This is a genomic window from Thioalkalivibrio sp. XN279 (assembly GCF_011089885.1).
Taxonomy (GTDB): domain Bacteria; phylum Pseudomonadota; class Gammaproteobacteria; order Steroidobacterales; family XN24; genus XN24.
Genome location: NZ_JAANBD010000027.1, coordinates 172981 through 194884 on the forward strand (window position 1 = coordinate 172981; position 21904 = coordinate 194884).

Consider the following 21904-nt stretch of genomic DNA (forward strand, 5'->3'; position numbering starts at 1 on the left):
GGGCAAGCCGGTCTAGCCGACCGGCATGCCCACCAGCCAGACGTGGCCGCCGCGGATGAGGATCATCCAGGCGGCCACGCCGACCAGCACGGCCACGAGGTCGAACACCGGCCCGTTGGGGCCGGCTGACGGCTTCCAGGGCCGCCGCCAGGCCGCGATCGTCACCACCACCGCCCAGGCGAGGATGCTGCCGAACAGCACCAGGTCAGCGACGCGCCCGTTCGACATCAGGTGCACGACCGCCCAGGTGATAGTCGCCAGCAGCATGGGATGCCGCAGGCCGTCCCGGATCTTTCCCGGCAGGTAGGCCGAGACGAAGATCACCAGCACCGGCGCCATGGCCAGCGTCGCCACCATGCGGGTCCAGGGCGGCGAGTTCCACAGCACGGGGCTGTTCCAGCGTGCGGCGTCGTAGCCGATCACCATGAGCACGAAACCGGCCAGCGCGGGTATCGAGTAGAGCGCCTTCCAACCCCATGGCCCGAGCCGGGTGATCATGGTCTCGCGCATTCCGGGCGCGACGAGCCGGAACATGTGGCCGCCGAGGAACAACAACAGGCCGACGACGAGCAGCGTCATGATGACGACTCCGCTGGAAAAGATGGCGCGAGTCTAGCAGCGTGGACGCGCTAGCGGGCGTTGCGCACGGCGAACTCCGGATCCATGATGCGGCGCGGCTCGCCCACGCCGTAGCCCTGCGCATAGTCCACGCCCATGCCGCGCAGCATGGTGATGAGTTCCTTGTTCTCGACGAACTCGGCGATGGTCTTCTTGCCGGTGAGGTGACCGATCTCGTTGATGGAACGCACCATCTCGCGATCGATCGGGTCGTGCAGGATCTCTTTCACGAAGCTGCCGTCGATCTTGAGGAAATCGACCGGGAAATGCTTCAGGTAGCCGAAGGAAGACAAGCCGGTGCCGAAGTCGTCGAGTGCGAACTTGCAGCCCAGCTCCTTGAGCGAGTTGATGACGCGATTGGCCTGCGAATAGCTGGCGATGGCCGCCGTCTCGGTGATCTCGAAGCAGATCTTGGTGGCGTCGAGGCCGCTGTGCTCGAACTGCTCGATGACGAACGGCAGGAACTTGTCGTCGCACAGGCTCTGGCCGGACAGGTTGATGGAGCACATCGCGAGGCGCTCGCGCTCGTCGGCCTCGGAGACCAGCCAGCGCAGGGCGTTGCTGATGACCCAGCGGTCGATGTTCGGGGTGAGGCCGTAGCGCTCGGCGGCGTTGATGAACACGTCCGGCGCAATGATCTGGCCCTGCTCGTCACGCATGCGCAGCAGCAGCTCGTAATGCGCGCCCTGGTCGTCGTTCTGCAGCGGCATGATGGGCTGGCGGAACAGCTCGAAGCGCGACTCTTCCAGCGCGTTGTTGATGCGCGCCGCCCACTGCATCTCGCGCCGCCGGCGCATCAGGTCGATGTCGTTTTCCTGCCAGGTCTGCACGCGGTTGCGCCCGGCTTCCTTGGCGGCGGCGCAGGCGCTGTCCGCAGCGGTCAGCAGCTCGGCGACGCTGGCCGTCTCCGGCGCAATCGGCACTACGCCGATGCTGGCGCCGAGGCGGAAGCTGCGGTCTTCCCAGACGAAGCGGAACTCCTGCACCGCCTTCAGCAAGGCCTCGGCGGTCTCGATGGCCTCCTCCAGCGTGCAGTTCTCCAGCAGGATGCCGAACTCGTCGCCGCCGAGGCGGGCCAGCGTGTCGCGCCAGCGGATCTTGGACTTCAACAGCGCGCCGAGCTGGCCGAGCAGGGCGTCGCCCGCCATGTGGCCGCAGGAGTCGTTGATGATCTTGAACTGGTCGAGGTCCATGTAGCACAGCGCGTACTGGGCTTCGCGCGCCCGGCCCATCTTCAGCGCCCGCTCCAGCCGCGCCTCGAACTCGCGGCGGTTCACCAGGCCCGTGAGCATGTCGTGGCTGGCGTGGTACGAGAGACGCCGATTCAGCTCGCGCGCCTCGCTGACGTCGTGGAACACCAGCACGCCGCCGATCACCTGGCTGACATCGTTGCGGATCGGCGCGGCGGAACTCTCGACGTAGAGCTCGTTGCCGTCGCGCCGGATGAGCAGCATCGGGCGCATGGACTTGTACAGCCGGTCGCGGCGGATGGCGACGGAGAGCGGGTTCTCCATCGGCTCGCAGGTCTCCTCGTGGAAACTGCGGAAGATCTCGTCCACCGCGCGGCCGGCGGCGTCGTCCAGGGTCCAGCCTGTGAGCTCTTGCGCCACCGGGTTGAGATACTCGATGCGGCAGTCGGAGTCGGTGGTGATCACGCCGTCGCCGATGGACTGCAGCGTGATCTGGGCGTTCTGTTTCTCGCGGAACAGCGCTTCCTCGTAGAGCTTCTGGTCGGTGATGTCGAGCTCCACGCCCACCAGGCGCAGCATGCGGCCCTCCTCGTCCACCATCGCCTTGGCCCGGCTCATCACCCAGCGCCAGTCGCCGGAACGATGCCGCATGCGGTGCACGCTCTCGAACAGTTCCGACTTGCCCTCGAGGTGGTCGCGGATCTTGCCCTGCACCCGCACCATGTCCTCGGGATGCACCAGCTGGCGCCAGTCGGGCATGTCTTCGTCGGGCTCGTCCTCGCCGTAGCCCATCATCACTTTCCAGCGCGGCGAGAAGCGGATGGTGTTGCTCTCGACGTCGAAATCCCACACGCCGTCGTTGGCCGCGTGGCGCGTCAGCTCCTCGCGTTCCTGGATGTCGTCCAGCTCCCGTCCGAGCTTGAGCCGGGTCAGGGCTGCGGACAGGCTGGCGCCCAGCAGCTTCAGCAGCAGGTAGACGTCGACGTGCCATTTCTCGACGGGGCGCGCCGACAGTACCCCCAGCACGCCGCCGAGGCGTCCCTGGATGTCCAGGCCGGCAAACAGCGCCGCGCCGGCCGCCACCTGGCGCATCAGCGCCGCCTCGCCCTCGAGCTTGGGTGACAGCCGTCCGGCGTCGCGAATCTCCACTAGGCGCATATGACCGAGCTTGCCGCGCAGCCACTCGACGTCGGCCAGCTGCGCGCCGGAGAGGCGTTCGGGGCAGCAGCCGGACATGACGGTGGAAGCATGGCTGACCTGTTCGAAGGCAGTGCCGTCCTCGGTCAACAGGGCGAAGCAGACGGAGTCCGCCCCGATGGCGTCGCGGATGACCTCGAGCGACTCGCTCAGGGTCTGTTCCGCGGACTCAGGCTCGATGTTGAGGAGGTCGACCGCCACCTTGGTGATGGCGGGATTCAAGCCGACTCGGGATGGCGTGGCCCGGTTCCTGCGAAGGGTGCCGCCCAGATCAGCGCTGATCCGGGACACCGACTCGGGCGATGGGGCTTCGCTCATGCAGGATCCAAATAAAAGGCCTTAATAACTATCGCTAAGTCTTTGTTCCGTCCGATTTCTTTACTACGCGGCATTCTGGACAGTACAGGTAGAAAATACAAGACGCGCGCCCCCTGCGGCAGGAACGACGTCACAGTTGCGCTACCGTTTTGCATTACCTGGTGCAGCGGGCGTCGCGGTGGAAATAGCACTGCGCCGGAACTACGCTCAAGTCAGGAGCGGCCTGGTTGGACATCCCCCGCCTGGCCGCAGCGTGATGACATCTGAGGGAGAGAGCAAGATGAGCGATGTCTGGGTAGTCGTGGCATCCAGCACCCGGTGCAGGATCTTCACTCAGCACAAGCACAGCGCGCCGCTCGAGGAGCTCGAGGACCTCGTACATCCGGAGGGACGGCTGCATGACCGGGACCTCGCCACGGACCGGCCCGGGCGCAGTTTCGACAGCTTCGGCTCCGGCCGGCACGGCATGGGCCAGCCGGTCAGCCCCACCGAACAGGAGAACATCCGTTTCGCCAAGACGGTCGCCTCGCGGCTCGATGCGGCCCGCAAGGAGGATGCTTTCGACCGGCTGGTGCTGGTCGCCGACCCGCGTTTCCTCGGACACCTGCGCCAGGGACTGACGCCGGCCACCCGCGGTCGCCTGACGACGGAATTGCAAAAGAACCTCACGGACGCCGACCCGGCGACGATCCGGGAAGCGCTGCCGTACCGGATCTGAGGGCCGGGCGGCGCTCAGTGCAGTTCGCAGTCGGGGGGCGCGCTCTGCTCCTCGCCACCCAGCGCCAGGTTGACCGCTTCGCCGACGCAGTGCGGGCAGACCGTGAGGTACACGCCCTGGTCATCGACATTCACCTCGAAGCTGACCGAGTGGTCGCCGATGAAGACATCGAGCTGGCCTTCCTCCTGCAACTCGCGGATCGCCTCGGCGACCTCTTTCCAGCGTGTCATCACTCTATCTCCCCTGGCTCACAGCCGCGTGCGCACAATTGTACGGCCCGCGCCGCCGCTTGGCGCGCCGCCGCCGCAAATAAATACGGGCGCCGCCCCGCCGGGACGGCGCCCGCAAGCCCGCAGGCGCTTACTTGATTTCGAGTACCTTGACGTCGAAGTGCAGTTTCTGGCCCGCCAGGGGATGGTTCAGGTCGAGCACGGCGGTTTCCTCGCGCACTTCCTTGACCTGCGCATGGATCGGCTGGCCCTGCTGGTTCTGGCCCACCAGCCGGGAGCCCGGCTCGCGGGCATCCTCGGGGATCATTTCCAGCGGCACTTCCTGGAAGCCTTCCTCGCGCACCGGGCCGTAACCTTCCTCGGCACTGAGGGTGACCTCGCGCGTCTCGTCGGCCTTCATGCCGGCGAGCTGCGCCTCCAGGGCGGGCAGGATCTGCTGCTCGCCTTGGACGTAAGTCAGGGGCTCGCCCCCGACGTTGGTGTCCGCAGTGGAGCCGTCATCCAGCTTGAGGGTGTATTCGATGCTTACGGTGCTCCCGTCCTTGATCACGGGCACTTCCTCCTGCGCCTCAAGCGACGCTCCAATGAAAAGAAAACTCAAAGCCGCGACAGCGGCTGCGTGCATGTTGCGCAAAGCGTGCCTCCGGTAGTTTGTGCAATGCAAGCGACCACCCTAACACAGGGACGGGACTCCATGCTCAGGGCCGGGTCTGCCCGCTTCCCAGGACCTGGTACTTGTAGCTGGTGAGCTGCTCCACGCCGACCGGGCCGCGGGCATGTATCCGCCCGGTGGAAATGCCGATCTCGGCCCCCATGCCGAACTCGCCGCCATCCGCGAACTGGGTCGAAGCGTTGTGCAGCACGATGGCGCTGTCGACCTCGTCGAGGAAGCGCCTTGCGACGGCCTCGTCCGCCGTGACGATGGACTCGGTGTGCCCCGAGCCGAAGCGCGCAATGTGGGTGATGGCTGCAGCCGCGCCGTCGACGACGCGCACCGCGATGATGGCGTCGAGGAATTCCCTGCCCCAGTCCGTGGCGACGGCCTCGCGCACGCGCCGGTCGACGGCACAGGCGGCCGCGTCGCCGCGCACCTCGCACCCGGCGTCCAGCAGCGCGCGTACCAGCGGCTGCAGGTGGCTGTCGGCACAGGCGCGATCGACCAGCAGCGTCTCGGCCGCACCGCAGATCCCGGTGCGGCGCATCTTGGAGTTGAGCACCACCTCACGCGCCATCGCGAGGTCCGCGGCGCCGTCCACGTAGACGTGGCAGATGCCCTCGAGGTGGCCGATGACCGGCACGCGGGCGTCGCGCTGCACGCGCTCGATCAGGCTGCGGCCGCCACGCGGCACGACCACGTCGACGCAGCCGCCGAGGCCGCCGAGCAGTTCGCCGACCGCGGCCCGGTCGCGCGTCGGCACCATCTGCACGGCCTCTGCGGGCAACCCCGCCATGCGCAGCGCCTCGGCCAGGCAGGCGTGAATCTGCATGCTGGTAGCGAAGCTCTCCGAACCTCCGCGCAGGATCACGGCGTTGCCCGACTTCAGGCACAGGGCGCCGGCGTCTGCGGTCACGTTGGGACGGCTCTCGTAGATGATGCCGATCACGCCGAGCGGCACGCTCACGCGCCGGATCAGCAGCCCGTTCGGGCGCGACCACTCGGCGAGCACGCGGCCGAGCGGGTCGGGCAGCGCACGGATGGCCTCAATGCCTGTCGCCATGGCCTCGATCCGGCCCTGGTCGAGCCGCAGCCGGTCCAGCATGGCCGCGGACAGGCCCCTCTCCTCTGCCGCGGCGACGTCGTCCGCATTCGCCTGGAGGATCAGGCCGGCGCGCTCCCGCAGCAGGGCTGCCGCCGCCTCCAGCGCCGTATCGCGCGCCGCGGGCGTGGCCCGGGCCAGCGCAGCCGCCGCCTTGCGAGCCTGGTGGCCCAGCTCTGCCATGAGGCGCTGCACGGCCTCGGGTCCTTCCTGCCCCATCAAGTCAACCATGGGTCTCCACCATTGCCAGGTCGTTGCGGTGAATCAGCTCCTCCCGCCCACGATAGCCCAGCACCTGCTCGATCATGCTGCTGCGCAACCCGATGATGCGCGCCGCCTCCGCCGAATCGTAGGCCGAAAGCCCGCGCGCCAGGACCCGGCCGCCGGTATCGCGCACCAGCACGAGGTCGCCGCGTTCGAAGCGCCCCTTCACTGCCACCACGCCGGCCGGCAACAGGCTCTTGCCCTGGGTGAGGGCGGCAGCCGCGCCGGCGTCGACCACCAGCTCGCCGCTGGGCTGGAGCGCCCCGGCGATCCATTGCTTGCGCACCCGCGCCGGGCTGGACGAGGCGACGAACCAGGTGCACTCCGCGCCCGCCTCGAGAGCGGCGAGCGGATGCCTGACGCGGCCCGAGGCGATCACCATGTGGCAGCCGGCGGCGAGCGCGATGCGCCCCGCCATGACCTTGGTGATCATCCCGCCAGAACCGACATCCGTGGCCGAGGCGCCGGCCATGGCCTCGATCTCCGGCGTCACCGCATGCACCTCGGGAACCAGCCGGGCGGTGGGGTCGCACGCCGGGTCGGCGGTGTGCAGCCCGGTGGTGTCCGAGAGCAGCACCAGGCAATCCGCACTGATCATCTGCGCCACCCGCGCCGCCAGGCGATCGTTGTCGCCGTAACGGATTTCCTCCGTCGCCACGGTGTCGTTCTCGTTGATGACGGGCACGGCGCCCAGCGCCAGCAGGGTCTCGAGCGTGCCGCGGGCATTCAGGTAGCGGCGGCGCTGCTCGGTGTCACCCAGCGTCAACAGGACCTGTGCCGCGGGAATCTGCTCGCGGCCGAGGGCCTCCTGCCAGGCATGGGCGAGTTGCACCTGGCCGGCGGCGGCGGCCGCCTGGCTCTCCTCCAGGCGCAGGGCGCCGCTGCGCAGGCCGAGGTGACGCCGTCCCAGCGCGATGGCGCCGGAGGACACCACCAGCACTTCCTGGCCCCGCCGCCGCAGGCGGGCGATGTCTTCGACAAGGCTCTCGAACCAGGGTGCGTCGAGACGATTGCTCGCACGGTCCACGAGCAGGGCCGAGCCGATCTTGATCACGACCCGCCTGGCTGCCGCGATGCGGCTGGGCGCAATGTCCGCTGGATCCCGCGTCATCTTGCCGGACAGCATGACCGCTGCAGCGCATCATGTGAAGCCCTGGCCGCATGCTCAGTCCGGGCCGGAATCCTCGCCCGGAGCATTGCCACCCCTCGCCTCCTCGCGGCGCCGCCCGCCGGTGCCCCGCGCGGGCATCCGGCCGGCCTCGCGCAGGCGCTGCCGCAGCAGGTAGTCGATCTGGGCATTCAGGCTGCGCAGGTCATCGTCCGCCCAGCGTCTCAGGGCGGCAAGAATTTCCGGATCGATGCGCAGCAGGAAGGCGTCGCGTTTGGCCAAAGGCCAGGCTCCCGGGTACGCGGGCTAGCTGTAGAGCGTGCCGGTGTTCACGACCGGCTGGGTGTGCCGGTCGCTGCAAAGCACCACCAGCAGGTTCGAGACCATGGCCGCGCGCCGCTCGTCATCGAGTTCGACCACCTGGTCGCGCGCGAGATGGTCGAGCGCCATCTGCACCATGCCAACCGCGCCCTCGACGATCTTCGTGCGCGCCGCAACCACGGCCTGCGCCTGCTGGCGCTGCAGCATGGCCGCCGCGATCTCCGATGCGTACGCCAGGTGGCTGATGCGCGCCTCTATGACCTCGACGCCCGCCTTGTCGAGCCGCTCCTGGATGTCGTCGCGCAACTGCCCCGAGATCTTGCTGGTGTCGCCACGCAACGAGATCTCGTGATCCTCGCTGTCGTAGGGATAGCGACTCGCCATGCTGCGCAGCGCCGCTTCGCTCTGCACGGCGACGAAGTCCTCGTAGTCGTCGACCTCGAACAGCGCTTCGACGGTGTTAACCACGCGCCAGACCACGACGGCGGAAATGTCGATCGGGTTGCCGTCGCGATCGTTCACCTTCGACGGCCGGCCGTGGGTGCGGGTGCGCTCCTGCACGACCTTGCCCGCCGCATCTTTTTTCTCCGGGGTGGAAAGCGAGCCGGTCTCGAAGTTGCGCACGCGCAGCGACAGTTTCTTCTTGCTGAAGAACGGGTTGACCCAGAAGAAACCCGACGCGCGCACCGAGCCCTTGTACTCGCCGAACAGCAGCAACACGCGGGAATCGTTGGGCGCGATCGCCATGAAACCGAAGATCATGACCAGGCCCACCGCCAGCGCCACGATACTGCCCGCGATGGGCCAGCCGGAGGCGCCGGCCTGGATGGAATAGAAGAAATACCAGGGGCCGCCGACCAGCAGGACGATGACGACGGCCAGCGGCAGCCAGCCCGACAAGGGGCGATAGTCTCTTTCCTCGACCACGGCTCTCTACCTCGGTGAATAAATGATGTCAGGATGATATCACTTTGATATGGCCCCCGCTACCCCGCGGCCACCGCCGCGAGCGGCCTCGCCGCCGCCTGGGCACGCTCCAGTGCAGCCTCGAGGTCGGCCACGAGGTCCGCGGTGTCCTCGATGCCAACGGAAAGGCGCAGCAGGGCGTCGCTGATCCCGGCGACGCGACGCGCCTCCGGGTCCATGGCGGCATGGGTCATGGACGCCGGGTGGGCTACCAGGCTCTCCACGCCACCCAGCGACTCGGCGAGAAAGAACAACTCGAGACCATCCAGGAACGCCCGCACCGCCGGCTCGCCGCCCGCGAGCTCGAAGCTGAGCATGCCGCCGAAACCGGACTGCTGGCGGCAGGCGATGTCATGACCCGGGTGTCCTGGCAGGCCGGGATAATGCACCCGGCTCACGGCTGGATGGCGGCACAGCAGCTCGGCCAGCGCGGCCGCGTTCTCACCGTGGCTGCGCAGCCGGGCGTGCAGCGTACGGATGCCGCGCAGGGTCATGTAGCTGTCGAACGGCGCGCCGGTGAGGCCGAGGCAATTGGCCCACCAGTCGAGACGCTCGTGCAACTCCGTGCTGCCGGCCACTACCGCGCCGCCCACCACGTCGCTGTGGCCGTTGAGGTACTTGGTGGTCGAGTGCAACACGATATCTGCGCCGTGCGCCATGGGCCGCTGCCAGCCGGGCGAAAGGAAGGTGTTGTCAGCGACGAACAGCGTGCCGGTCGTGCGGCACAAGCGCCCCACCGCATCCAGGTCGGTGATCCGGAGCAAGGGATTGCTCGGCGTCTCGACCAGGATCATGCGCGGCCGCGCGGCGAAGGCGGCCGCCAGCGCCCGCGCGTCGGACTGGTCAATGAACGACAGGCGGAACTGGCCGCGCGCGGCCAGCGAGGACAGCAGCCGGTGTGTGCCGCCGTAACAGTCGTGCGGCGCCAGCAGCAGGTCGGCGGGCTCGAGCAGCTGGCACACCAGCGTGATCGCCGCCATGCCCGAGCAGGTCACGACGGTGCCGGCACCGCCCTCGAGCTCGGCCAGCGCCTCGCCGAGGGCGTCGCGCGTCGGGTTGCCGGAACGCGTGTAATCGTAACGACGCTTGTCGCCGTAGCCGGCAAAAGTGAAGTTCGAACTCAGGTGCAGTGGCGGCACGACGGCGCCGTGCTGGGTGTCGCTGCCGAGTCCGGACCGGGCGGCACGGGTGGCCGGGGCTCTGTTGCTCATGACTCTCCTCCGTCTAGGCTCCCGTGGGAGCGGGTTCGGCTCATCGCGAACCCTGCGGAGGCGTCGGGCGGGGTCACCGGGCCCACGAGTCCGCCGGCAAAGGCGGGGCTGCCCGGCAACTCATCTCCCGGCAAGCGCACGGCATCGGCCGCTTCGCTCCCCGCAGGAGTTGGCACCGTTGCGGGATGGTGAGTCCCGCAGGTTGCCCCGGCATCAAAGGGCCTGTCCCTCCGCCGGTCTGGATGAGTATGCGTCTCTACTGTAACCGTTCGTGGCGCTCAGGCAATAGCCCGCGCCGGTGATCTCGTCCCGAGCGCAGCGGCGACGGCCGCCGCGACCTGCTGTGTGGTGACGGCGCGTTCGCGCCCGGCGACGTCGGGGGTGCCGATGCCACGCACCACGGTGTCCTGCACCGCCTGCTCCACTGCGCTTGCCTCGTCCTCCAGCCCGAGCGAGTGGCGCAGCAGCATGGCCGCGCTGAGAATCGTGCCGCAGGGATTGGCAATGCCCTGTCCGGCGATGTCGGGGGCAGAGCCGTGGATAGGCTCGTAAAGTCCCGGCCCGGACTGCGCCAGCGAGGCGGACGGCAGCATGCCGATCGAGCCGGTGATCACGGACGCCTCGTCGGTGAGGATGTCGCCGAACATGTTCTCGGTCACCACCACGTCGAAGCGCCGCGGATCCTGGATCAGCTGCATCGCCGCGGCGTCGACCAGGGCATGCTCCAGGCGCACGTCGGGAAACTCGTCGCGCCCCATGCGCGTGGCGATTTCGCGCCACAGCCGGGAAGTCTCCAGCACGTTGGCCTTGTCCACTGAAGTCAGGCGGCCGTTGCGTTTCCGGGCCAGCTCGAAGCCCAGCCGCAGCACGCGCTCGATTTCCTCGCGGCTGTAGCTGCACACGTCCGAGGCACCGTCGGCGTCGCGCTGCTTGGCACCGAAATAAATGCCCCCCGTGAGTTCGCGCACGAACAGTATGTCGACGCCCTCGAGCAGGTGTTCCTTCAACGGCGAGGCGCCGTACAGCGCCGGATGGGTGGCGACGGGGCGCAGGTTGGCGTAGACGCCGAGCGCGCGACGCAACGCCAGCAGCCCTTGCTCCGGCCGCACCGGGGCCGCGGGATCGGACCACTGCGGCCCGCCGACCGCGCCGAGCAACACACCCTCGCTCGCCAGGCACAGTTCAAGCGTCGCCGCCGGCAGCGCCTCACCGGTGGCCTCGATGGCACAGCCGCCGACGAGGCCGTCGCGGAACTCGAAATCGTGGCCGAAGGTTTCTGCCACGGCGTCCAGCACCACCCGCGCCGCAGCGACGACTTCCGGACCGATACCGTCGCCGGGCAGCAGCGCGATCAGGCGGGACATGCGCGGCGGCCCTCGTAGGCCTGTATCGCCGGTTCCTGGCTCAGCAACCAGCCCAGCGGATCGACGCCGTTGAGCATGCAGTGGCGCGCGAAAGCCTCGACCTCGAAGCCGGCCTCGCGCCCTGCCTCCAGCCGCACCGTGCAGTTGCGCAGGTCGATGGTGATTTCGGCGCCGGGGTGCGCCAGCAGCCAGGCATGCGATTCCGCATCCAGCACCACCGGCAGCAGTCCGTTGCGCAGGGCGTTGCTGCGGAAGATGTCGGCGATCTCGGTACTGATCACCGCGCGAAAGCCGTAGTCGAGCAGCGCCCAGGGCGCATGCTCGCGCGAAGAGCCGCAGCCGAAGTTGCGCCCCGCCACCAGGACCCGCGCGCCCTCCGACTCTGGGCGGTTGAGCACGAAGTCCTCGCGCGGCCGATTGGCTGCATCGCGCCGCCAGTCCGCGAACAGGTGCCGGCCGAGGCCGGTGCGCTGGGTGGTGGTGAGAAAACGTGCCGGGATGATCTGGTCGGTATCGACGTTATCCACGGGCAGGACAGCGGTGCGCGCGGTGAGCACGGAGAAGGGCTCGGTCATGCGATGCGCCTCCCTTCCTCCAGCAACGGCCGCGGGTCGGCCACCTTGCCGGTGATGGCGGATGCGGCCGCCGTGAGCGGGCTGGCCAGCAGCGTGCGCGCGCCCTGTCCCTGCCGGCCCTCGAAGTTGCGGTTGCTGGTGCTGACCACGTACTGGCCGGCGGCGGCGCGGTCGCCGTTCATGGCGATGCATAGCGAGCAGCCGGACTGGTGCCACTCGGCACCGGCATCACGAAACACGCGGTCGAGCCCCTCGGCCTCGGCGTCACGGCGCGTCTGCTGGCTGCCCGGCACGACCAGCGCGCGCACGCCGGGCGCCACCCGCCGGCCGCGCAGCAGCGCCGCGGCCGCACGCAAGTCGCTGAGGCGCGAGTTGGTGCAGCTGCCAATGAATACGAGCTGGATCGGCTGGCCCGCGATGGCTGCGCCCGGCTTCAAGCCCATGTAGTCCAGCGCCTTGCGCTGCCCGCTGCTGACCCGCTCCGGGATGCGGCCGCTGACCGGCATGACCATGCCCGGGTCGGTGCCCCAGGTGACCTGCGGCTCCAGCGCCGAGACGTCGACGATGACGCTGCGGTCGTACTCGGCGCCCGGATCCGAGCGCAGCTGCCGCCAGTCCGCCACGGCGCGGTCCCAGTCGGCGCCGCGGGGCGCCATGGGCCGGCCCTCGAGATACGCGAAGGTGGTCTCGTCCGGCGCCACCATGCCGGCGCGGGCGCCGGCCTCGATGGCCATGTTGCACAGGGTCATGCGCTCGTCCATCGACATCGCGTCCACCGCCGCGCCGCGGAACTCGATCACGTGGCCGGTGCCCCCGTCGACGCCGATGCGGCCGATCACGGCCAGGATCACGTCCTTCGCAGTGACCCCCGGGCCCAGACGCCCCTGCAACTCCACCAGCAGTGTCTTCGGCATGCGTTGCAGCAGGCACTGCGTCGCCAGCACGTGGCCGACCTCGGTAGTGCCGATGCCGAAGGCCAGCGCGCCGAAAGCGCCGTGCGTCGTGGTGTGGCTGTCGCCGCAGACGATGGTCATGCCCGGCTGGGTGGCGCCCTGCTCCGGGCCGATGACGTGCACGATACCGCGGCGCGTGCTGTTGACGCCGAACAGCCGCACGCCGGCGCGGCCGCAGTTATCGCCCAGCATGCGCACCTGGTAGCGCGCCGCGGCATCCATGTCGCCCAGGCCCTCGGCCCAGCTGCCGTCATCGGTCGGAATGGAGTGGTCCACCGTGGCCAGCGTGCGCTCGGGACGGCGCACCTTGAGGCCGCGCTCGCGCAGGGCCGCGAAGGCCTGCGGCGAGGTCACCTCGTGCACCAGGTGCAGGTCGATGTACAGCACCGCAGGCGTCTCCGCGGTCTCGGGGACGACGACATGCCGGTCCCAGACCTTGCGGAACAAGGTGCGCGGCGCACTCATACCGCCACCGAGGCGACCGGCGTGAAGGCCGACTCCGGCGACTCCAGCGGCTGCAGCCAGCCCCACTCGTCACGCGTCTCCCCGTTGAACAGCCCGAAGAAGCGCTGCTGCATGAGCTCGGTGACCGGCCCCCGTGTGCCGCTGCCGATGGCGATGCGATCCACGGAGCGCACCGGGGTCACCTCGGCCGCGGTGCCGGTGAAGAAGATCTCGTCGGCGAAATACAGCATCTCGCGCGGCATCGGCTGTTCATGCACCTCCAGGCCCGCGGCGTGCGCCAGGGTGATGACGGTGTCGCGGGTGATGCCGGCGAGGATCGAGCAGGCAGCCGGCGGCGTGTAGATCTTGCCGTCCTTGACGATGAAGATGTTCTCGCCCGCGCCCTCGCCGATCATGCCGTCGGTGGTGAGGCCGATGCCCTCGGCATAGCCGTGGCGCTTCGCCTCCATGCTGATGAGCTGGCTCGACAGGTAGCCGCCCGCGGCCTTGGCGCCGGACGGAATGGTGTTCGGCGCCACCCGGTTCCAGGACGAGACGCAGACGTCGACGCCGTTCTTCATGCCTTCATCGCCGAGGTAGGCGCCCCACTGGATGGCGGCGATGGCCACCTCCACCGGCGAGTCGGCCGGCGCGGTCAGGCCGAGGCCGGCATAGCCGCGGAACACCACCGGGCGCACGTAGGCGCCGGCGTTGAGCTCGTTGGCCAGTACCGCCTGGTTACACGCGGCCTCGATCTCCTGCGGCGTGAACGGCATGCGCAGGTGATAGATCTTCGCCGAGTTGAACAGGCGCTGCACGTGCTCGCGCAGGCGGAATGAGCGGGAGCCTTCCGGCGTGCGATAGACACGAATGCCCTCGAACACCGAAGAGCCGTAGTGCAGGGCGTGCGAAAGCACGTGCACCGTGGCGCTCTCGCCGGGGACGATCCTGCCGTTCTGCCAGATATAGCGTGGAAACTGGGGCGCCACTTGAATACTCCGTTGACTCGTGCCTGGTAAAAAAACTCTGTCGTGTGCCTGCTCAGGCAGCCTGCTCCGCGTCCCGCCGGGCCGAGATGCGGTTGACTGCCTGCAGGAACGCGAGCGCGCTCGCCTGGATGATGTCGGTGTCGAAACCCTTGCCCTGCCAGCTGCGGCCGCCGTGGGCGACCGAGACCACGGCCTCGCCCTGGGCGTCCTCGCCCACCGTGACGTTGCGCACGTCGAAGCTCTTCAGCTCCACCGTCACACCGGTGGCACGCTCGATGGCGCTGAACGCGGCCTCGACCGGGCCGTCGCCCTCGGCGCATTCACGGCGGCGAGTGCCGTCGGCATGCGCCAGCTCGGCCTCGGCCGTGGCCCGCGGGCCGTCGCCTGAGGCGATGCGCAGCTTGACCAGCTGCCAGGGCCCGGCGCCGACCTCGTCGGAGCGCAACACCAGCGCCTCGATGTCGGCGTCGAAGATCTCTTTCTTGCGGTCGGCCAGCGTCTTGAAGGCGATGAAGGCGCGGTCCAGCTCGGCCTCGTCCAGTGCCAGACCCAGCTCTTCGACCCGGCTGCGGAAGGCGTGCCGGCCGCTGTGCTTGCCCAGCACCAGGCGACTGCCGCCCAGGCCGACATCCTCGGGCCGCATGATCTCGTAGGTCTGCTGGTTGCGCAGCATGCCGTGCTGGTGGATGCCGGCCTCGTGGGCAAAGGCGTTCTCGCCCACCACCGCCTTGTTGCGCGGCACGGCGACGCCGGTGACTGCAGCCACCAGGCGGCTGGTGGGCGCAAGGCGCCGCGTGTCCACGCCGGTGTGCACCTGCATGCGGTCCGCGCGCGTGCGTACCGCCATCACCACTTCTTCCAGCGCGCAGTTGCCGGCGCGCTCGCCGATGCCGTTGATGGTGCACTCCACCTGCCGTGCGCCCGCCTGCACCGCGGCCAGGCTGTTGGCCACCGCCATGCCGAGGTCGTCGTGGCAATGCACGCTGAGCACGGCACGCTCGATGCCGGGCACGTGCTGGCGCAGGTAGGCGATGCGCTCCGCAAACTCGGCCGGCACCGCATAGCCGACGGTGTCCGGGATGTTGACCGTGGTGGCGCCGGCCTCGATCACCGCCTGCACCACTTCCGCCAGGTAGTCCAGCTCGGTGCGCGCCGCGTCCTCGGCGGAAAACTCCACATCCGCACACAGCGCGCGCGCTACCCGCACGCCCTCCACTGCGCGCCGGATGACCTCGTCGCGGCTCATGTTCAGCTTGTGCTCGCGGTGGATCGGGCTGGTGGCGATGAACACGTGCAGGCGCGGCCGCTCCGCCTCGCACAAGGCCTGCCACGCACGCTCGATGTCGTTGCCGCCACAGCGCGCCAGGCCACAGATGACCGGCCCCCGGATCTCGCGTGCAATCAGGCGCACGGACTCGAAATCGCCGTCCGAGGCGGCGGGGAATCCCGCCTCGATGACGTCGACACCCAGCTCGGCGAGGGCGTGCGCGACGCGGATTTTCTCGCGGTCGGTCATGCTGCAGCCCGGCGCCTGCTCGCCGTCGCGCAGCGTGGTGTCGAAAATGACCAGGCGATCGGGCTCAATAGCCATAGGACAGCTCCCCGATCGGGAAGTAAGGCATGGCCTTGGGCTGGTGCATCGGCCGTTCGTCCTGCAGGGCCCGCAACAGCGTGGCCGTGTCGATGTTCCCGCCGGTCAGCACGACGCCGATGCGCGCACAACCGTGCTCGCGCGCATAGCGCTGCGCGCCGGCCAGCGCCGCGGCGCCGGCGCCCTCGGCCATCTGGTGCACGTTGCGCGCGTAAGTCGCGATGGCAGCCTGGATCTCGCGCTCCGACACCAGCAGCACGTCGTCGAGATGGCGCCGCATCACTTCCAGCGTGGCCTGCACCGGCACGCGCACGGCCAGTCCGTCCGCCAGGGTATCGACGGCAGCGAAGGGATGGCGCTCGCCGGTATGCCAGGCGTGATGCATGGCCGGCGCATTCTCGGCGCACACGCCGATCACCCGGGTCGCCGGGCTGCGCGCCTTGATCACCGTCGCCATCCCGGCGGCAATGCCGCCCGCGCCGACCGGGACGAACACCGCGTCGAAAGGCTGCCGCGCCTGCGCCAGCATCTCCATGGCGATGGTCCCGGCGCCCGCCACCATGTCGGGATCGCGGGCGGTGTGCACCAGGCGCGCACCGGTACGTTCCGCGTGCTCCTCGGCTGCGATCATGGCGGCGTCGAAGTCGTGGCCGATCTCGATCACGCGGGCGCCCAGCGCCGTCATGGCGTCGTTCTTTTCGCGACTGTTGTCGCGCGGCACGAACACGGTGCAGCAGACGCCGTGCATGCGCGCCGCATAGGCCACCGCATGGCCGTGGTTGCCGCGGGTGGCTGTCACCAGGCCGCGCGCGCGGTCCTCCGCGGACATGCCGTGCAAAAGGTTGAGCGCGCCGCGGATCTTGAACGAGCCCACGTCCTGGGCGTTCTCCAGCTTGACGTGCACCTCGCAGCCGACGTCGGCATCCAGCATCGGGTGATGCAACAGCGGTGTCGGCGGCAGTTGCGCGCCCACCACCGCCATCGCGGCTTCCACCTGCGCCAGCGTGACCAGCGGAGTGGCCGCGGCCGCAGGGGGCGCTGCGCCGCGCGGGGTTTTTGGCACCCGCGGATCCAGGGCCAGGGAACCGTCGCTCAACATGCCACGCTCTCCCCTACTACGGCCGGCGTCTCCGCGGCGGTCAGGCAGGCCACGCTGCGCACGTCGTACAGCTTCTGGATCTGTCGCGTCAGCGTCTCGACGGAGCGGCCGCTGGAGTGGACGTTCACCGTCACTTCCACGTGCTGCGCGCTCTCGTCCGCATGGGCGTTCATGGAGGTCACGGCGAATCCGCGCCGCTCGATGAGGCCGAGCAGGCGGATCAGGGCGCCCTCGACCTTGTATATGTTCATCCGCAGCGTGTGGTTCATGCGCTCAACTCCTCCATCATCACGTCATTACTCTGGCCCGGCGGCACCAGCGGCCAGACATTGCTCTTCGGATCGATACACACGTGGGCCAGCAGCGGGCCCTCGGTCTCCAGCAGCCTCCGGATCGCGCCCTCGACCTCGTCGCGCCGCGTGATGCGGAAGCCCGGGATGCCGAACGACCGCGCCACCTCGACGAAATCCGGGTTGTCGGACAGGTCGACCTCGCTGTAGCGCTCCTGGTGGAACAGCTGCTGCCACTGGCGCACCATGCCCAGCGAGGAGTTGTCGACCAGCAGGATCTTCAGGTCCAGCCCGTAGCGCCTGATGGTCGCCAGCTCCTGGATGTTCATCATGATCGAGCCGTCGCCGGAGACCGTGACCACGCGCGCGCCCGGCCGCGCCAGGCAGGCGCCGATGCCGGCCGGGATGCCGTAGCCCATCGTGCCCAGCCCGGCGCTGGTCAGGTGCTGTTCCGGGCGGTCGAAATGGCAATGCTGCGCGACCCACATCTGGTGCTGGCCGACGTCGCAGGCGATGGTCACGTCGGGCGCTTCTTCGGTCAGCCGGCGCAGCATGTGCGGCACGTAGATGTAGTCGCCGGGGGCGTCGTAGCGCCAGGCGTGCTCGACCTTGCGCTCGGCGCACCACTGGCGCCACGGCTCGATCGACAGCCCGGTCGGCATGGCGCCCAGGGACTCCGCCAGGTCGCCAAGCAGCCCGGCGTCGGCGAAGCGCAGCTTGCCGATCTCGCTCGGATCGGCGTCCATGTGGATCACGCTGGCCTTGGGCGCAAAACCGTCCAGCTTGCCCGTGGCGCGGTCGTCGAAACGCGCACCGACACAGATCAGCAGGTCGGACTCCTGGATGGCGCGATTCGCGGCACGGTTGCCGTGCATGCCCAGCATGCCGAGGAAATTCTCGTCCCGCGTCGAGACCGAGCCGATGCCCTTCAGCGTGGTCACCACCGGGATGCCGCTGGCCTGCGCGTAGGCGCGGAAGGCGTCCACGGCGCCGGCGATGGGGATGCCGCCGCCGCCGTACAGCACCGGCCGCTGCGCAGCCAGGATCAGTTCACGCGCCATCTCGACCTGCTCGGGGTCGGGCGACTGCCGCTTCTGGCGCCGCGTCTCGTAGATCGGCGTGATGGCGGGCACTGCATTCGTCACGTCCTTGGGCAGGTCGACCAGCACCGGCCCCGGCCGTCCTTCGCTCGCGATCTGGAAGGCCAGCGCAATAGTCTTGGGGATATCCTCGGCGCGCCGCACGATGAAGCTGTGCTTCACGATCGGCATGGTGATGCCGAAGACGTCGACCTCCTGGAATGCGTCGGTGCCCATCACGGTGGTGGGCACCTGGCCGGTGATGATCACCAATGGCACGGAATCCATGAAGGCGTTGGCAATGCCGGTCACCAGGTTGGTCGCGCCCGGGCCGGAGGTCGCCATGCACACCGCCGGGCGGCCGGTGACCCGCGCGTAGGCGTCGGCGGCCAGCGCCGCGCCCTGCTCGTGGCGCGCCAGGATGTGCTTGATGGACGAGTTCAGCAATGCGTCGTAGACGGGCATGATGGCGCCGCCCGGGTAGCCGAAGATGATCTCGACGCCCTGCTGTTCCAGGGCGCGGACCACCAGCTCGGCTCCCTTGGCGCTCATGCCGCGTCCTGCTTGTCTGAGCGCAGCCACGACATGCGGGCGCGCAGCTCGCGCCCCACCTTCTCGATGGGGTGGGCCATGTCGGCCGCCATCATCGCCTTGTAGCGCGGCATGCCCGCCTCGGACTCGGCCTGCCACTCGCGTGCGAAGGTGCCGTCCTGGATTTCCTTCAGCACCTCGCGCATGCGCTCACGCGTGCTCGCATCGACGACACGCGGCCCGCGCGTCAGGTCGCCGTACTTGGCGGTGTCGCTGACGAACTGGTGCATCTTCGCCAGCCCGCCCTCGTGCAGCAGGTCGACGATGAGTTTCAGCTCGTGCATGCACTCGAAGTAGGCCACTTCGGGCTGGTAGCCGGCTTCCACCAGCGTCTCGAAGCCCTGCGTGACCAGCTCGGTGACGCCGCCGCACAGCACGGCCTGCTCGCCGAACAGGTCGGTCTCGGTCTCCTCGGCGAAGGTCGTCTCCAGCACGCCGCCGCGCGTGCCGCCGATGCCGTGGGCGTAGGCCAGGGCGCGCGCCCTGGCCCGGCCCGTCGCGTCCTGCGCCACGGCCATCAGGCAGGGCACGCCGCGTCCCTCCTCGTACTGCCGCCGCACCAGCGCGCCGGGGCCCTTGGGGGCCACCAGGACCACGTCGATGGATTCCGGGGCCTGGATGGAGCCGTAGTGGATGTTGAAGCCGTGCGCGAACAGGATCGCCGCGCCGGGCTTGATGGCGGACTCGATGGCGCGCCACACGCCCGGCGCGGCCATGTCCGGCACCAGGATGGCGACGATGTCGGCCCCCGCAGCCGCCTCTGCCGGCGGCGCAACCTTCATGCCGTCCCGCTCCGCCTGCTTCCAGCTCGGCCCGCCCGGGCGCAACCCGACCGTGACGTCGAAGCCGCTGTCGCGCAGGTTGAGCGCATGCGCCCGGCCCTGGCTGCCGTAGCCGATGACGGCGATACGGCTCACGCCGGCCTTGCCCTGGTCAACATCCGATTCGACGTAGATCTTCATGCTCAACACCTTTCCTCAAGTCCAAGATTTTTCAGGCCCAGAATGCGAGAACCCCGCAGCCGTTTCCGGTTGCGGGGTTCTATGGTTTGGTTGCTCGCTGCTTTTTCGCCTACCTACACCACGACCCCGCTCTTCCCAAGTACGAGAATCACGATAAGGAGGCCAAGGAGGGCGCTGACTGCGTGCATCGGCAGGCGCTCGGGCACGCGGGCGACGGCGATGGGCCGCTGCCTCGTGTGGTTCCTGCGCTGTGACTTGCCGTGGCTCATTGTTTGGGTAACGCTTGTTGCGCTGCAATCAGGTTGAGCGGATTCTAAGCACGATGCTTTCCGCCGTGTCAACACTTTTTTTCAGCGGCCGGGTGAAACCTTCCATCAGCCAAGGCGATTTTCGACATGACTGACCAGCGCTCCCGCAAGTACTCCAGCCCCGTCGTCGACGGTGTCACTCGCGCCCCCAGCCGCGCCATGTTGCGCGCGGTCGGCTTCAGCGACGCGGACTTCAGCAAGCCCCAGGTCGGCATCGCCTCCACCTGGGCGCAGCTCACGCCGTGCAACATGCACATCGACCAGCTGGCGCGGGAGGCTGCCTCCGGGGCCGACGCCGCCGGCGGCAAGGCCGTGATCTTCAACACCATCACCGTCTCCGACGGCATCTCCATGGGCTCGCCGGGCATGCGCTACTCGCTGGTGTCGCGCGAAGTCATCGCCGACTCCATCGAGACCGTGGTCGCGGGCGAAGGCTTCGACGGCTTCGTGGCCATCGGCGGCTGCGACAAGAACATGCCGGGCTGCGTCATGGCGATGGCGCGCCTGGACCGCCCCTCGGTCTTCGTCTACGGCGGCACCATCCGCCCCGGCGCCAACCACACCGACATCGTCTCGGTGTTCGAGGCCGTCGGCGGGCACGCGCGCGGCACCGTCTCCGCGGCGGAACTGAAGCAGGTCGAGCGCACCGCCATCCCCGGCCCCGGCTCCTGCGGCGGCATGTACACCGCCAACACCATGGCCTCGGCCATCGAGGCGCTGGGGCTGAGCCTGCCGAACAGCTCGGCCCAGGAAGCCGTCGGCGCCGCCAAGGCCGAGGACTGCCGGCGTGCGGGCGCCGCCGTCCTGGAGCTGCTGGCGCGCGACATCAAGCCCTCGGACATCCTCACCCGGGAGGCCTTCGAGAACGCCATCGCCGTGACCATCGCGCTCGGCGGCTCGACCAACGCGGTGCTGCACCTGCTGGCCATCGCGGACGCGATCGGCGTGCCGTTGGAGCTCGAGGACTTCACCCGCATCGGCGCGCGCGTGCCGGTGCTGGCGGACCTCAAGCCCAGCGGCAAGTACCTCATGTCCGAGCTGATCGCCATCGGCGGCATCCGCCCGCTGATGAAGATGCTGCTGGACGCCGGGTTGCTGCACGGCGACTGTCTCACGGTCAGCGGCCGCACGCTGGCGGCGGACCTGGCGGACGTCGCCCCCTACCCCGCCGGGCAGGAGGTCGTGCGCGGCCTGGACGCCCCCATCAAGGCCGACAGCCACCTGGTCATCCTGCGCGGCAACCTGGCCCCGGACGGCGCCGTGGCCAAGATCACCGGCAAGGAAGGCGAGCGCTTCGTCGGCGCGGCACGCGTGTTCGACGGCGAACAGCAGGCGCTCGACGCCATCCTTGCCGGCCGCATAGCGGCCGGGGACGTGGTGGTGATCCGCTACCTGGGGCCGAAGGGCGCGCCGGGGATGCCGGAGATGCTGTCGCCGACCTCGGCCATCATGGGCCGCGGCCTCGGCGACTCCGTCGCGCTCATCACCGACGGCCGCTTCTCGGGCGGCAGTCACGGCTTCGTGGTCGGGCACGTGGCGCCGGAGGCGGCGGCCGGGGGCCCGTTGGCGGCGGTGGAGGACGGCGACGAGATCGAGATCGACGCCTCCCGGCACACCATCACCCTGCGCGTCGGGCCGGCCGGGCTCGCGCGGCGGCTCGAGGACTGGCGCCCGCGCCAGGGAGAGAAACGCGGCACGGTGCTGGAGAAGTACGCCCGCCTCGTCAGCTGCGCCTCGAAGGGCGCCGTGCTCAGCTGAGCT

20 protein-coding genes and 1 riboswitch are annotated in these 21904 nt (G+C 69.1%); of the genes, 2 read left to right on the forward strand and 18 right to left on the reverse strand.

The window, feature by feature from the left end; all coding sequences use genetic code 11:
* Window positions 1-12 precede the first annotated feature (12 nt).
* Entirely contained in the window at window positions 13-579 is a 567-nt protein-coding gene (locus tag G8346_RS07775; RefSeq protein ID WP_166049909.1) for an NnrU family protein, read from the reverse strand.
* 50 nt (window positions 580-629) lie between these two features.
* The gene (locus G8346_RS07780; protein WP_166049911.1) at window positions 630-3227 is read right to left on the reverse strand and encodes an EAL domain-containing protein; all 2598 of its coding nucleotides are present in this window, start codon (window positions 3225-3227) and stop codon (window positions 630-632) included.
* Window positions 3228-3603: 376 nt separating this feature from the next.
* Between G8346_RS07780 and G8346_RS07785 the strand changes: the two genes are divergently transcribed.
* Entirely contained in the window at window positions 3604-4041 is a 438-nt protein-coding gene (locus G8346_RS07785) for a host attachment protein (protein ID WP_166049913.1), read from the forward strand.
* A gap of 14 nt (window positions 4042-4055) precedes the next feature.
* Here the strand turns inward: G8346_RS07785 and G8346_RS07790 are convergent, their stop codons facing one another.
* From G8346_RS07790 to ilvC, 16 genes are all read right to left on the reverse strand, one after another.
* Window positions 4056-4271: a hypothetical protein gene (locus G8346_RS07790; RefSeq protein ID WP_166049915.1), complete on the reverse strand. Its 216-nt coding sequence runs from the start codon at window positions 4269-4271 to the stop codon at window positions 4056-4058.
* A 130-nt stretch (window positions 4272-4401) separates the two neighbouring features.
* Window positions 4402-4821 (reverse strand): peptidylprolyl isomerase, encoded by a 420-nt coding sequence (locus G8346_RS07795; protein WP_166049917.1) that lies wholly within the window; start codon window positions 4819-4821, stop codon window positions 4402-4404.
* Between the two features lie 148 nt (window positions 4822-4969).
* On the reverse strand, window positions 4970-6259 hold the full coding sequence (locus G8346_RS07800; RefSeq protein ID WP_166049919.1) for a glutamate-5-semialdehyde dehydrogenase: 1290 nt from the start codon (window positions 6257-6259) through the stop codon (window positions 4970-4972).
* Entirely contained in the window at window positions 6252-7418 is a 1167-nt protein-coding gene (gene proB, locus G8346_RS07805; protein WP_240901368.1) for a glutamate 5-kinase, read from the reverse strand. Before proB ends, G8346_RS07800 begins: the two co-directional genes overlap by 8 nt.
* Window positions 7419-7457: 39 nt before the next feature.
* Window positions 7458-7682, reverse strand: coding sequence for a hypothetical protein (locus G8346_RS07810; RefSeq protein WP_166049921.1), 225 nt, complete (start codon window positions 7680-7682; stop codon window positions 7458-7460).
* 24 nt (window positions 7683-7706) lie between these two features.
* Complete coding sequence (locus G8346_RS07815; protein WP_166049924.1) at window positions 7707-8648, reverse strand: SPFH domain-containing protein; 942 nt, start codon at window positions 8646-8648, stop codon at window positions 7707-7709.
* A 59-nt stretch (window positions 8649-8707) separates the two neighbouring features.
* Complete coding sequence (metB, locus tag G8346_RS07820) at window positions 8708-9898, reverse strand: cystathionine gamma-synthase (RefSeq protein ID WP_166049926.1); 1191 nt, start codon at window positions 9896-9898, stop codon at window positions 8708-8710.
* A gap of 117 nt (window positions 9899-10015) precedes the next feature.
* A riboswitch (SAM riboswitch) is annotated at window positions 10016-10147 on the reverse strand.
* Between the two features lie 29 nt (window positions 10148-10176).
* Entirely contained in the window at window positions 10177-11262 is a 1086-nt protein-coding gene (gene leuB / locus G8346_RS07825; protein WP_166049929.1) for a 3-isopropylmalate dehydrogenase, read from the reverse strand.
* Window positions 11250-11837, reverse strand: coding sequence for a 3-isopropylmalate dehydratase small subunit (leuD, locus tag G8346_RS07830; protein ID WP_166049931.1), 588 nt, complete (start codon window positions 11835-11837; stop codon window positions 11250-11252). The genes leuB and leuD overlap by 13 nt, the downstream gene beginning before the upstream one ends.
* Window positions 11834-13255 carry a 3-isopropylmalate dehydratase large subunit gene (gene leuC / locus G8346_RS07835; RefSeq protein ID WP_166049932.1) on the reverse strand — a complete coding sequence of 474 codons (1422 nt, stop codon included), beginning with the start codon at window positions 13253-13255 and terminating at the stop codon, window positions 11834-11836. Before leuC ends, leuD begins: the two co-directional genes overlap by 4 nt.
* The gene (locus G8346_RS07840) at window positions 13252-14223 is read right to left on the reverse strand and encodes a branched-chain amino acid transaminase (RefSeq protein WP_166049934.1); all 972 of its coding nucleotides are present in this window, start codon (window positions 14221-14223) and stop codon (window positions 13252-13254) included. Before G8346_RS07840 ends, leuC begins: the two co-directional genes overlap by 4 nt.
* A 52-nt stretch (window positions 14224-14275) precedes the next feature.
* The gene (locus tag G8346_RS07845) at window positions 14276-15814 is read right to left on the reverse strand and encodes a 2-isopropylmalate synthase (protein ID WP_166049936.1); all 1539 of its coding nucleotides are present in this window, start codon (window positions 15812-15814) and stop codon (window positions 14276-14278) included.
* Window positions 15804-16913, reverse strand: a complete 1110-nt coding sequence (locus G8346_RS07850; protein ID WP_166049938.1) for a threonine/serine dehydratase — start codon at window positions 16911-16913, stop codon at window positions 15804-15806. Before G8346_RS07850 ends, G8346_RS07845 begins: the two co-directional genes overlap by 11 nt.
* Window positions 16907-17182 carry an ACT domain-containing protein gene (locus tag G8346_RS07855; protein ID WP_166049940.1) on the reverse strand — a complete coding sequence of 92 codons (276 nt, stop codon included), beginning with the start codon at window positions 17180-17182 and terminating at the stop codon, window positions 16907-16909. The genes G8346_RS07850 and G8346_RS07855 overlap by 7 nt, the downstream gene beginning before the upstream one ends.
* On the reverse strand, window positions 17179-18834 hold the full coding sequence (gene ilvG / locus G8346_RS07860; RefSeq protein WP_166049942.1) for an acetolactate synthase 2 catalytic subunit: 1656 nt from the start codon (window positions 18832-18834) through the stop codon (window positions 17179-17181). The genes G8346_RS07855 and ilvG overlap by 4 nt, the downstream gene beginning before the upstream one ends.
* Window positions 18831-19835: a ketol-acid reductoisomerase gene (ilvC, locus tag G8346_RS07865; RefSeq protein ID WP_166049944.1), complete on the reverse strand. Its 1005-nt coding sequence runs from the start codon at window positions 19833-19835 to the stop codon at window positions 18831-18833. Before ilvC ends, ilvG begins: the two co-directional genes overlap by 4 nt.
* A 395-nt stretch (window positions 19836-20230) precedes the next feature.
* On the opposite strand from ilvC, the gene ilvD reads away from it, so the two are divergent.
* Window positions 20231-21901 carry a dihydroxy-acid dehydratase gene (gene ilvD, locus G8346_RS07870; RefSeq protein ID WP_166049946.1) on the forward strand — a complete coding sequence of 557 codons (1671 nt, stop codon included), beginning with the start codon at window positions 20231-20233 and terminating at the stop codon, window positions 21899-21901.
* Window positions 21902-21904 lie beyond the last annotated feature (3 nt).